Raw genomic sequence first — 13,785 nt, 5'->3', positions numbered from 1 at the left:
TCAAATCATCTTTTATTAAAAATCCATATCACTACAATCTGGAATACCTTTCAGCACTGAAATGTTAGTATGTACAGAAAGGTATTCACAATCATAGCTTAAGAATTCAACACATTTTTTGTAATTTGAACAACATTTTCTGGCGTAAATCCAAATAGATTCATGACTTCAGCTCCAGTACCTGAAGCTCCAAATGTTTCAATTGATAGTACTTTTCCTTCTTGTCCTACATAACGTTCCCAACCAAGAGATACACCCATCTCAAGAGATACTCGTTTCGTTATAGAAGACGGAAGAACGGATTCTTTATATTCGTTCGATTGGTGATCGAATAGCTCCCAGCTCGGCATTGCAACGATGCGAACAGAAACTTGATCTTCTTCTAATTTTGCTTTCGCACTAGCAGCTAAGGATACTTCAGAACCTGTCGCAATTAAAATTACATCCGGATTTTCATTCGTTTGTGTTAATACGTAAGCTCCTTTAGAGAGATTCTCTATGTTCGCTTTCGTTTCATTAAACACCGGTAAATTTTGACGGCTCAGTACTAAAACGACTGGACCATCCGTTTGCTGTAAAGCATACGCCCAAGCACTTGCTGTTTCATTTGCATCTGACGGACGGATAACTGTTAGACCAGGAATTGCTCGAAGAGCTGCCAATTGTTCAATTGGTTCATGCGTTGGACCATCTTCTCCTACAGCAATCGAATCATGTGTAAATACGTAAGTAACAGGTAACTTTTGCAGTGCAGCCAGTCGAATGGACGGACGAAGATAATCATTAAATACAAAGAATGTACTTACGAAAGGTTTTACGCCTCCATGAAGCGCCAATCCATTCGCTGCAGCGCCCATTGCATGTTCACGTACACCGAAATATATATTTCGTCCAGCATACGATTCTACTGCATATACTGCTTCACCTTTTATATCTGTCATCGTAGAATGAGAAAGATCCGCACTTCCACCGAAAATAGAAGGAATCGATTTCACATAATGATTAATAGCTTCCCCACTTGCAACACGAGTAGAAATTGTTTTTTCAGTATCAAAGGATAGAATGTCTTTCGCTTCAATTAAAACCTCACCTGTAATCGCTTTTTCTAATTCATCTGCCAGTGTAGGATTCGCTTCTCTGTATAAGTTGAACTGCTCATTCCAGTCATTGTCTTTTTCAATACCTTTTTGTTTTAGTGCATTAAAATGAGCCTTTACTTCTTCAGGTACAAAGAAATCTTCCTTATAACCCCAACCATACACTTGTTTTGTCGCTGTTGCCTCTTCTACTCCAAGCGGATTACCATGTGCTTTGTTCGTTCCAGCAACTTTTGGACTTCCATAACCTATAATGGTTCTAATTTCTATAAGAGTAGGTTGATCCGTATTTTCTTTCGCTAATGTAATAGCTTTTGTAATAGCATCGACATCGTTTCCATCTTCAACTCTTACATATTGCCAATGTACAGATTCTACCCTTTTCTGAATATCTTCAGAGAAAGCAATGCCTAATTCACCATCAAGTGAAATTTCATTTGAATCATACAGTACAATTAACTTGCCAAGTTTCATATGTCCTGCCATTGACATCGCTTCATAAGCGACACCCTCCATTAAGTCACCATCTCCGACTAAAGCATACGTATTGTGATCTATAATAGAGTGACCACCCTTATTAAACTTTGCTGCTAAATGAGCTTCTGCCATTGCCATTCCGACAGCATTAGCAATCCCTTGTCCTAACGGGCCTGTAGTCGCTTCAACTCCAGGAGTATGACCAAACTCAGGATGTCCTGGTGTTTTACTATTTAACTTTCTGAAGTTTTTCAAGTCATCAATTGAAACATCATATCCAGCTAAATGAAGTAGACTATATAACAGACTAGATCCATGTCCCGCCGATAAAACGAAACGATCACGGTTAAACCATTCTGGGTGATTAGGATTGTAATTTAAATGATTCGCCCATAATGCATAAGCCATTGGTGCTGCTCCCATCGGAAGACCTGGATGACCTGAGTTTGCCGCATTAATAGCATCAATCGATAACGTACGAAGTGTATTCACTGCTAATTGATTTATGTTTTGTGTCATAGTAATCGTCCCCCTAAATGCTTTCATTAAAGAAAGTGCTTATTTTTCCGTCTCTTGATCTAACCACCATTTAAATCCACTTTCTTGCAACAGTTCATTAGACGCTTCTGGACCATATGAACCAGACTCATATTCATAAAGCGGTAATAAGTTTTCCTCGAACGCTTCAAGAATTGGTTGTACCCATTCCCATGACAATTCAACTTCTCTCCAATGTGCAAAGAATGTAGCGTCTCCACTCACAGCATCATGAATGAGTCTTTCATACGCTTCAGGTACTCCCACATCCGCTTGCTCACAAGTAAAGTTAATACGCATCGGTTCAATTTCTCCATTTTTCAATGGATTTTTACTGTTTAACTGTAATGAAACGTTCTCACCTGGACTAATTTCAATTATTAACAAGTTAGGTGCTGCATTTGGATTACTATCTTGATATTGCTGTTTTAACGTATTTTTAAATTCAATTACAATACGAGTAGACTTTTCTTTCATTCGTTTGCCTGTTCGTATATAGAAGGGAACGCCAGTCCAAAATGGATTATCGATCCACAGGCGAGCAGCAACAAATGTGTCTATGTTAGAAGAAGGATTTACTCCTGGCTCCTCTTTGTATGCTACAACTTGCCCGCCTTTTATCTCACCTGCAGCGTATTGTCCGCGAATGATATGGCTTTGAACGTCTTCTTTTTTCACTTTACGAAGCGTTTCCATTACCTTTCGCTTTTCCTCTCGAATTTCACATGCATTAACCTTTTCCGGCAGATTCATAGCAGTCATCATTAATATTTGTAACATATGATTTTGAACCATATCTCGAATGGCCCCTGCCTGGTCATAATATCCTGCCCTTTCTTCAACCCCAACTGTTTCACTCGCTGTGATTTGTACATTCGCTATATGTTCTTTATTCCAAATTGATTGGAGAACAGGATTTGCAAATTCTAATGCTTCAAGATTTTGAATCATCGGTTTACCTAAATAATGATCGATACGGTATATCTCGTCTTCTTCAAACGTGTGACTAAGCTTATCGTTAAGCTCACGAGCAGATGTAAGGTCGTGCCCGAATGGTTTCTCAATCATCAGACGTTTCCATCCATCCGTTTTATCAAGTCCGCTTTCCTTAATATTTAAAGCAATGGTCTCGAAAAATTCAGGAGCAACGGAAAGATAAAACATTCTATTTCCTTTTATATGTAATTCTTCTTCCCTTTCACGAACGACTTGTAATAACCTCTCATAGTCTTCCGGCTTACTCACATCTAATGGACAATAGCGAAAATTATCTAAAAAACCTTCCAGTTCTGGAGTACCTTCTTCTCTATGACGGGAAAACGTCTCTATTGATTCTTTTATTCTTCCTTGAAAATCTACATGAGATACTTGACGTCTCCCAAGCCCGATAACGGATATTTGCTTTGGAAGTTTTTGATCTCTATATAAGTTATATAGTGCGGGGTAAATTTTGCGTTTCGCTAAGTCCCCTGTCGCTCCAAATAAAACAAAGGTCATTGATTCCAATTTTAGTCCCCCTCTTGTTGTATAATCCTTGTCAATATTTTAAAAATGAATTGTACAGAAGCTCATGTTTTATAAAAACAAAGAGTTATCAAATTCCAATTCTTTTTATGCCTTTCGCTTTTTAATTGTCCCCAATATTAATAGTGGCAATTCAAAGCATTTCTACCACAACTTACTTATTTATAGAATTTAACGGAATATTTTATATCTAATTACTTTTAGTAATTAGATAATCTTATGTCTAATATATTAACCACATAAATTATTATCGTCAATAAAAATGTCTTGAATTACATACGATTTATTTCGTAATACTTTTCTAAGTGTATTCCTAGTTACCATTCATTTTCAAAGATAATGATCGATACGATAAATATCAGTTTAATCAAAACATTCAATTATTTTTTGTTAAACTCACGAGCAGACGTTACATTATAATCAAAAGGCTTCTCTATAATAAGACGATTTAATCCTTTTGTAGCCCACAATCCACTTTCCTTAATATTTAAAGCAATGACATCAAATACTTCTGGTATAACAGATAGGTAAAACATACGGTTTTCAGGAATATTTAATTCTGTTTCACGCCTCTTTACAAGACTCAACAAATCTTGATAGTCCTCTACATTCGCTGTATTTAATTGACAATAACGAAATGTGCTAATAAATCCTTCTACTCCTGATTCGTCATCAGTAGATCTTCTAGAAAATGTAGCAATGGATTGTTCTACCTTTGTTTGAAATTCCACATCTGACATTCCCCCTCTACCAATACCGATAATTGAAATAGATTGCGGTATATGTTGATTACTAATTAGTTTGTATAAAGCATGGTAAATTTTGCGTTTCGCTAAATCCTCTGTCGCTCCGAATAAAGTGAAACTTTAATTAGCCCTTACCAATCTGGCTTTTACAAGCAGCCCAACTCCCACCTAACTTCTTTGCTTTCGCTGAATTTTGAGGCGGGGGTCTTACTGCCCGGCAAAAAGCGGGATAACATTCAAAAAAACCTTGCAGAAAAATTCTACAAGGTTTTTGTCTATACATACAAATTAATCACTATATTAAAATAAAAGAGTTTATAATTCATCACAATACTATTAAATATAAGCTGCTTTAAAGGCTTGTTGGACAGCTTGTACTTCTAATGAGTCTTTACCATATAAGTTCGTTGCTACACGAATACAAGCTTCTTTTAATTCTTTAAAGTCAGAAGTCATATTTAATTCATCCGTATTTGCATAATAGAAAATATCAAACATTTTATCTTCTCCAATGCCATGTACGTTTACTCCATTATGGTTTCCACCACTAGCAATCAAGTAAGCTACTTTATTAATAATGCTAGAGTTCGTGTGTACACCACCATGATCGTGGTCAGCATCAATAGGTAAGTTATTATAATGTCTATAGTCCTCCGGATATCTAGAAGAGATAGATGATGGGTTTTTCATATCTCTAAAAATACGACCTGATTGTTCTCCCATTGTCCAATTGAACTTTCCGTTATTGGCATACTTTTCAACTGCTACTCCTAAAATATCAGATAGAGCCTCATTAATTGCACCAGCTTCTCCTGCGTACTCAAGTCCAGACTCATTTCTTGTAACCGCGTGTGTAAATTCATGTCCTGCCACATCAAATGCTCTAACAATTGGATCTCCGTATACTAGCATAGCTCCATTACTAAATGCATTAAACCACTGCTTAGGATTTCCTTTATTCGTACCATTTGTATTCCAGCCATGAACGACAGAAATTACTTTTTGTCCGTTATTATCAAAGCTGTTACGCCCATATTTTTCTTGATAAAAATCATATACTTTCGTTGCTAAATAATGGGCACTAACTGCTTTAGGATCAGTAAAATTTGTAGAATTACTTGTTACTAAATCATCGAGATAACCCCATACATTTCTTCTATAATTATTATAATCTTTATAATTAGCAGTGTATGTTTCAATTCCCTTACCACGAGAATAATCTGCAAGCATGTACGTTCCATCACTTCGCTGCGTAACTCCAAACGTACGATTAATACCTAAGTCATCTTTTCCTGTACCTGTTAATTTTGAAGGATCTTGTGATTTATTTGCTGTCGCAGATTGGACAATACTACTATCTACTTGTATACCCAATTTTTGAACGAGTTCTTTTAATAGATTACCACCAAAAGCATCAATTAATACTGTACCCGATACATATTCAGGTGTAGATGCACTAAAAGTAATTTGATATGCGTTTGTAGCTTTACTTGTATTTTCATCTACATATACTACTTGTTTAATTTCTGGTTCTTCAACAAATGTGAGATTATTCCCATAAATGTTAAAGAGCTGTTTCTTTGCATCTTCTTCTGATAGAGTAATAGGTTGTTTCAAATCTTCCTGTTGTTGTAGATTTTGGGCGCTATCCCCCGAAACACTCGTAAGTACACCATCATCATTAATATGTGCTGTTAATTGATATCCGTATACATCACGTCCTTCATATGTTTGTTGAAGACGTACCAATGTAGTACCATCATAAGATTTACGACTTTGCGTAACATTATAATTAACTTTGGATTCAGTATTAACTTGCTTTGATGATAATGCTTGTTCTGTTTTTCCTTTTAGCGCATCCTTTGCTACATTTTCTGCCGAATTTTGAGAAGGTGCTGTTAAATTACCTGTTCGGAACGTATCTTCCTTTGTTTCCACTTTTAAATCTTCTGTTTCCGCATGTACTCCTCCATAAGGCATAATCGCCGATAACACCACTCCTGTAGTTAAACCTACCTTTACGAAATTATTCATATTTTTACTCCTTTATAATCGTATTATCAAATTTAAAAAATGTATTTTAGAATTTTAAGCATAGATAAAAAATTTTAACTATAGCCAATCGTTTTTACATACCTCTACATATATAGGTTAATAGATTGGTTTGCTACTTTTTTAGATTCAATTCATTTCTCAAAAATTACTCATTATATAAGCTATCTTTATATTTATTTATATACGTTATTTTTTGTGGTTCTGATAACATATTTATTGCCATCCACACATTCTTTTTCATTTCTAATTTTTGCATTGGTATCTCTTTTAAAAACTGATTACCTATAATCGCTTCCATTTCTTCATCAATTCTTTGTATAAGATTTTCTTCTGGATTATTTTGCAAAGAAGTATTTTTCAATCCCCATTTTGTTATTATAAATTCATTCGTTTTATTCATAGGATTAATAATAGTAGCTTTACTAGTTAATCGTTTTTTTATTTCATCATGATAGATTTTAATTCTATATCCCTCTTTTAGTGGAATGATATCTTTTACAATTGTTACATTTGTTCCTTCCATTTCCTTCGTATAAATTTTTTCACCTTTTTCATTAAAGACCTCTATCGATGCATATTTTTCACCTGCATAATAGCTATGAGGCGTTTTAGTAGTAACCGTAAAAATAGCTCGATTTTGCTCTAAGTCTGTATTTAATACGGCAAACTGGTCATCTCCTAACCCTAGGAATTGGATCGTTTGATTTACCAACTTGCCCACTTTCATTTCGTTAACATCAATAGTTAGACTATTATCTTTTTCTTTTACATAGGCATAATACGAACTGAAATGGTACATACTATTCGTTTTCCCACCTGAAATTTCAACCGTATACACTCCATTTGGTACGTCTTGTAAATTGATATCTGTTGTTTCAATTGTTTTCTCTTGAATAACTGTATTCCCTTCTTTTAATTTAATTTTTCCTCCTTTTAATGTATCTATTTCATTTGTATTTAAATGGATATGCAAATTCCCTTTTAGCCCAAGTGGAGCAATTTGCTGATTCGTAACTATTTCGAAGTTGGAGTTTATCGGAATATCAGGATCAACTATAGCTCTTGCTTTCGCTAATTGTGATTCAGGCACTATATAAGCTAAAGAAGTAACAGCCGGAAAACCTTTCGCCCTATTCATCTCTATTTGTTTGTGATTAAGCTTAAAGCCCCACCTTTCAAAAACAGGTGTAAAATCAACTTGTCCATTCTCACTATAATACTGATTCATTAAATCTGGTAAAGAATGGTCACCTTTTTTGAAAGCAGCATTGCTAGCTAGTTTTCGATAACCTTGATACATTTTTGCAAATGCTTCATCGCCAGCTTTTTGTTTCGCCATCGTTAAAAGAATAAGTTTTTGTCGTAAATCTAAATCATCATAATTTTTATTTTCTTTCATTAAAGCATTATATAAATTCCGTTCTACCTGTTCCTTTTTCCCGAAATTAAACAACCAACCAACTTGATCTGCTTTTTTGCCGTATTTACTATATTGATATTGAACACCAAATAGATTATTAGAAACTTCTCCTGTAAATATTCCTTGATTATCAAAACCAGCTTGGTATCCATGAGCGATTTCATGTAAAGTTCCCCAACTCAGTTTATCTAACCACATTTTTGTACTATCTGAACTATTCGCTGTCCAATTTGTGCCATAATAAGCACCGCCAGCACCAGATATATCTGCTTTTAAAAAATAACGATTTTGACTTTTTTTATTTTCAAACGCTGAACCATCTAAACCAATAATTGAATCATACATCGCAAAAATATCTTCATAATACGCAATTAACTCATCCAACGATTGAAAATCTTTTAAAGATCTTACTAACTCTTTATCTTTTTTAGGTACAAATAATTGAAAACTCTCCCCTTGAATTAACGCATACTCTCCATCAAATTGATCCCATGTACTAAAAAATTGAGATACACTTTCTTGTTGTTTATAAATGGGAAGAGGCTTAGTAGCACTTTCATTCCCTACTTGGTACTCAAGTACAGCGTGCTCTTCACCATACGGAGTATCTATGAAAGGAACTAAAGGCGTATCACCTTGAATGGTAACCCATTCATTTCCTACTTGTATGGATTTTTCATTTTTTGAGTCATTAGACAATAAACGTAATGTTAATTTGTCTTTAAAATTAGGATTCGTTTGTCTTACCTTTAGTGGTGTATTTCTCTGCAAAATAAGCCCTAAATCTTGTCGATCGTGATATTTCCCCTTACTTATGCCCGCCTGAAATATCCAAGTAGGCTCTTCTAAACTAGTAATTTCTTTTACATTTGTCCGTTCATCAGCATGTAAGTGTATATTTCCTATGAGGAAAAACATTGTATACATTATGCCTATAACAAGTAACCTTTTCATTTACATATCTCCTTCTCTATTTTTTATATACAAAATACAATAAAACCCTCCTTCTTCACTTATAACTGTCGTCAATAAGTTACTTATCAGTGTAATTATTATAGTTACATTAACTCGTGATTATCAATCATTAAACGTATGTAATTTTGCATATATGAATATTTTGTGAAAAGTTCCAAAATATCGTATAATTATCAATATTTTTTCAGACATTATTCAATAAAAAAACACGAAGACTCTTAAGTCTTCATGTTTTTTATACATGTTATTACACTTGTAATTGAATTAATTACTAAAATCTTTTTAATCGTAAAAAATCAATTATTTTTAGGCTAATAGCCATACGTAAACTTTTATGATTTACTCATCCTTTTTGTTCTGTAATATTAAATTTTGAAACCAATTCCGTTAATTCTTCCACCTTTTCTTTCATTTTGTTGGATTGGATTGATATTTGTTCAATTGATACGGCCTGTGATTGAATTGAATTTACTGTTTGAAGAGTCTCCTTTTTCACATCCGTAGCAGTTTCAGAAACTAGCGAAAGAGAAGCATTTACTTCTTCTGTACCAGCAGACATCTCTTCTGTCGCTGCGGATACTTCTTGAATTTGACCTGTAATCTTAAGCAGCTTCTTTTCCTTCTACTGCCTTTTGTTGTCCTTTTTGCATGACATTAACTGTATCTTGGGTATCTTTTTGAATCGATTTTATTAAATGATTAACTTCTTTTGCAGATTCTTTAGATTGCTCAGCCAAGTCTCGAACTTCTGCGGCAACCACTGCAAATCCTTTCCCATTCTCTCCAGCACGTGCCGCTTCAATAGCGGCATTTAAGGCAAGAAGGTTCGTTTGTTCGGCAATATTAGTAATTGCAGCGAGAGCTGTATCAATCTGTTGTGTACGTGTAACAAGTTTATTTATTACTTTTGATGTTTCCTCGACAACATCATGCACACTCTTCATTTGAAGAATAGAGTGATTTATCACTTCACTACCGATATTTATTCGTTCTGTAGTCGTTACTGCTACCTCAGCGACTACTGCTGAAGATTCAGCTACAGTTTGCACCCCGGTTGTAATTTCTTCCATTGAGGATGGGCTCTCCTGAATACTAGTTACCTGTCCTTCTATTTTTGTTTTTACTTCTAGAACAGTCTGTACAACCTCATTTGAAATACTAGACGCTCGATTTGTATCTTGTACTACGCCCTCCGTAGGAAAAATAACCTCTTGTGTTGTCATCTTAACATTCTCAATTAATTGTTGAAGGTTATCTAACATACTATTAAAAGACTGAACAATATGCCCTAATTCATTATTTGCTTTATAAGGAGTACGTGTTGTTAAATCTCCAGCTGCTACTTTCTCCATATCATTTTGTAGTAATGCAAGTGGTTTTCGGATAGTTAATTTAATAATATATCCAATTAATATAATTATTAAAATTACTAAAATCGAAATACTAACAAACATTATCATTGTATTTTGAGCACTATTATTATTTTCCTTCTGTAAAAGCTCTGCATTATTACTATTATATAAAATCAATTCACAAATTGATTTTATTGATTTTTGCATATTAGGTTCAATCTCTTTTAGGTAATATGCATATGCTTCTTCATTATTAGATTTTCCTAATTCTTGTGCTTTCTTCATTTGAGTCCTTAATTCATTAAATGTTTCATGAAACGTGTTATATAATTCTTTTTCTTTAGTAGAAATAAGTTTAGCCTCAAACTGCTTTAAAAGATGATCATTTTCTTTACGAATTCCATCCATTTCTCTTATTAATTCGTTCATTCTTTTTTCATCTTTTGATAACATTATTTCCATAAAGTTCATATTAACGTGATAAAAATTAGATTCTACAATCCCAATCCACTCAATTGGTAGTAAATTATCCTCATACATATTAGAGGAAGTACTTTTCCCTCTTTCTAATCCCCAAAACCCTATTAGGGATAATACTATACATGCAATACTTGATATCGTTATTAATATGTTTAGTTTTGTACCAACCTTACTGTTTCTTAATAATTCCAATTTCATATTTTTCATTCTAATATATAGTTTAAATAATGTATTTTATAATAAGAATCCAAAAATTCATGATTATGAGCACACCCCATTAAATCTTGAACTTCTCATCCAAAATATCCACAAATATTGTGGCACCAGGGGAACCTATCATTGATATATAAATTATACTTCCATACAAGACTAGCTTAAAAATATTTTTCTTATTGCTCATTTTTCTATTTCCTCTCTATTAGAAGTACTTCTAGCACATCACACTAATAAAAACGATAGTATTAAAAAAATAAGGAAAGACATAACACCTATGTCTTTCCTCTAAAATTGTAACACTCAATATGCTCTTGGCTCTATTTGATTTTCCAGTTAAATCCTCGCATTTCTTTCTTTATAATATTTCCTAACTCCGTCCAACTTGTAATTCGCGGGATATTGAGATGTTGATTGTAAGAAGTAGTTTTTGCATACACATTTATCGGTTTTCCTATTAACGTTTCTAAGACTGCCGGCTTATCATCAAAGAAATAGTTTAATTTTATTTCTTGTATGAAGTGTATTTTTTCTTCATCCTTCATTCCATAGAAAAAGCGATCTTCATGTACCGGAAAACCTTTTTCTATTAACCATTTTTTTGTTTGCTCTCCATGCTCTTTAGGTCGCGCTGTTATATAGTATATTTCATGTCCCTGTCTTTCTAATTCTTGCAATGTCTCTACTGCATATGGAAACGGTGAACAAGAAGTATAATAAATCTCATCCAGCAAACTATTCCACATATGACTACCTTCCTCCGAAGTCATGCCAAATGCTTCATGAATTTCAATTGTTTTTAAAGAATGAAATACATCCAATCCTACTTTTTTGTTTAATTTTTTATTATATAAATGAAAAGCATGCTGCCTTAAATCAATTAACGTATCATCGATATCAAATCCAAACTTCACTCTTCATCGCTCCTTTCTGCAATCCATTTATCGGAAAATATAAGTAGTTTTTATTCTCCTTATTTCTCACCTTTCTGATATTCTGGGTAACCAATAAATCTATAATCTTTTCCAACCTGGGTAAATGATATATCCTTAAATTCAATTGCATCTTGCATTTTAGTAATACCAGCCCCCTCTACAAAGCTAGGCGCCATTCTACCCCCAATCATTTTAGGTGCAATATATAAAATCAGTTTATCTATTAATTTATTTTCAATAAACGAAGCATTTACCTCTCCACCACCTTCAATAAGCAGGGAGGAAACTCCTTTTCCCCCTAAAACATCAAGCATTTCATATAAGTTTATATGCTTTTCTCCGCTAGTAACAAATACTTTGACTCCTGCATTTTCTAATGCTTTCTTTTTTTCCGCTGCATGATTACTTGTTGTAAATATCCAGGTAGGAGCTTCTCCATCTGTAATAACGTTAGCTTCCATTGGTATGCGTAATGTTGAGTCCAATATTACTCGAATTGGATTTCGCCCATTTGGAATACGCGTTGTCAATGATGGATTATCCTCTTGTACAGTATTTGCTCCTACTAAAATGGCTGCATTTTCATTTCGTATTTGGTGTACTTCCTGTCTCGCTTCTGTAGATGTGATCCACTTACTATCCGATAAAGAAGTAGCAATTTTCCCATCTAATGTAACTCCTGATTTAATCGTTACAAATGGGCGCTTTGTCAAAATATATTTATTAAAGACTTCATTCATCTTTTTAGATTCTTCTTCACACACTCCTACAAGTACTTCAATACCTGCATCTTGTAGAATTTTAATTCCACGTCCAGAAACAAGCGGGTTTGGATCAAGTGTAGCAACTACTACCTTCTTAATTCCTGCTTGTACAATTGCTTCTGCACAAGGCCCTGTTCTTCCATGATGAGAACAAGGTTCAAGAGTTACATAGATTGTACCACCACGCGCCTGTTCTTCCGCCATACGTATCGCATGTATTTCAGCATGTGGTTCTCCAGCCTTCATATGTGCTCCGACCCCTACAATTCGGTTATCATTTACAATTACAGATCCAACCAATGGATTTGGAGTCGTTTGTCCCTTCATAGCCTTGGCATTTTCTAGTGCTAGCTTCATATACAATTCATGCTCAAGCATGTAAGTGTCCCCCTTCAAAATGTCCAGAACGCTGAATCTTCGTTTGCAAATATTTCTCATTAAACTCTGAGACATCACCCCATAACGGTTCACGACTCGTAACATTTAATCCAGCTTTTTGTAACGCTTCTAATTTTTTCGGATTATTTGTAATAAGTTTTACAGGTTTTGAGCGTAGCGCTTTTAATACTTCAATTGTATCATCATAGTTTCGAACATCATCTTCAAAACCTAGGTTCAGATTAGCTTCTACTGTATCTAACCCATTTTCTTGCAAGAGGTACGTCATAGCTTTACTAAACAAGCCAATTCCTCTTCCTTCATGATTCGCTAAGTAAAATAATGCGCCTGAACCATGTTCTGTAATCATTTGTAAAGACTGCTTTAATTGGAATCCACAGTCACAACGTTTACTACCAAAGATATCACCGGTGTGACAAATACTATGCATACGAATTAGGGCATCTTCAGAATTCTCAAAATCACCATATACAAGTACACTAGATTGCTGCATATCAGCTAAATTAATAGATGAGAGTTTTTCGATAATTCCTTCTACACTATTTGTACCCTCACTACATTGTAACCAAGAATACCATTGAAAAACTTTAGTCTCCCCATATAAATTAATTGGCAATTTGATAGGGCCTACTAAATAAATATCCTTTCCATCTTGATGTATAAATTGAATTTTATCTTCTAACATATGAATTGTATCTGTTGTAACCATTAGGTACCTCCTAGTATAGAGAATCTCTAAAATTCTCTTCCATTGTTATATTTTTTATTGTTTAACTTACACAACGTAAGTGTTTTTACAGATGCTATTCTT

Annotated in this window: 9 protein-coding genes and 1 pseudogene; all 10 read right to left on the bottom strand. The window is 34.1% G+C overall.

What is annotated here, in order from left to right:
- Positions 1-98: 98 nt before the first annotated feature.
- The 10 genes and pseudogenes from tkt to AC0OM3_RS08845 all read right to left on the bottom strand — a co-directional run bounded on the left by tkt (position 99) and on the right by AC0OM3_RS08845 (position 13,683).
- Positions 99-2,093 (bottom strand): transketolase, encoded by a 1,995-nt coding sequence (gene tkt / locus AC0OM3_RS08890; protein ID WP_089149230.1) that lies wholly within the window; start codon positions 2,091-2,093, stop codon positions 99-101.
- 39 nt (positions 2,094-2,132) lie between these two features.
- Positions 2,133-3,617 (bottom strand): glucose-6-phosphate dehydrogenase, encoded by a 1,485-nt coding sequence (zwf, locus tag AC0OM3_RS08885; RefSeq protein ID WP_474211475.1) that lies wholly within the window; start codon positions 3,615-3,617, stop codon positions 2,133-2,135.
- A gap of 381 nt (positions 3,618-3,998) precedes the next feature.
- Positions 3,999-4,456, bottom strand: a pseudogene (locus tag AC0OM3_RS08880) (glucose-6-phosphate dehydrogenase).
- 261 nt (positions 4,457-4,717) lie between these two features.
- Complete coding sequence (locus AC0OM3_RS08875) at positions 4,718-6,415, bottom strand: M4 family metallopeptidase (protein ID WP_474211474.1); 1,698 nt, start codon at positions 6,413-6,415, stop codon at positions 4,718-4,720.
- Positions 6,416-6,581: 166 nt separating this feature from the next.
- Entirely contained in the window at positions 6,582-8,810 is a 2,229-nt protein-coding gene (locus AC0OM3_RS08870) for a putative mucin/carbohydrate-binding domain-containing protein (RefSeq protein WP_474211473.1), read from the bottom strand.
- Between the two features lie 364 nt (positions 8,811-9,174).
- Positions 9,175-9,390: a hypothetical protein gene (locus AC0OM3_RS08865; RefSeq protein ID WP_002164104.1), complete on the bottom strand. Its 216-nt coding sequence runs from the start codon at positions 9,388-9,390 to the stop codon at positions 9,175-9,177.
- A gap of 43 nt (positions 9,391-9,433) precedes the next feature.
- Positions 9,434-10,861, bottom strand: coding sequence for a methyl-accepting chemotaxis protein (locus AC0OM3_RS08860; protein WP_474211470.1), 1,428 nt, complete (start codon positions 10,859-10,861; stop codon positions 9,434-9,436).
- Positions 10,862-11,196: 335 nt separating this feature from the next.
- A complete protein-coding gene (locus tag AC0OM3_RS08855) occupies positions 11,197-11,790 on the bottom strand; it encodes a 5' nucleotidase, NT5C type (RefSeq protein WP_151522588.1) in 594 nt (197 codons plus the stop codon).
- A 59-nt stretch (positions 11,791-11,849) separates the two neighbouring features.
- Entirely contained in the window at positions 11,850-12,953 is a 1,104-nt protein-coding gene (gene ribD, locus AC0OM3_RS08850) for a bifunctional diaminohydroxyphosphoribosylaminopyrimidine deaminase/5-amino-6-(5-phosphoribosylamino)uracil reductase RibD (protein ID WP_474211468.1), read from the bottom strand.
- Positions 12,946-13,683, bottom strand: coding sequence for a GTP cyclohydrolase II (locus AC0OM3_RS08845; RefSeq protein WP_000258860.1), 738 nt, complete (start codon positions 13,681-13,683; stop codon positions 12,946-12,948). Before AC0OM3_RS08845 ends, ribD begins: the two co-directional genes overlap by 8 nt.
- Positions 13,684-13,785: the final 102 nt, after the last annotated feature.

The sequence above is a fragment of the Bacillus sp. FAU20 genome (genome assembly GCF_056033865.1).
This window is presented reverse-complemented; position numbering and strand designations above follow the sequence as displayed.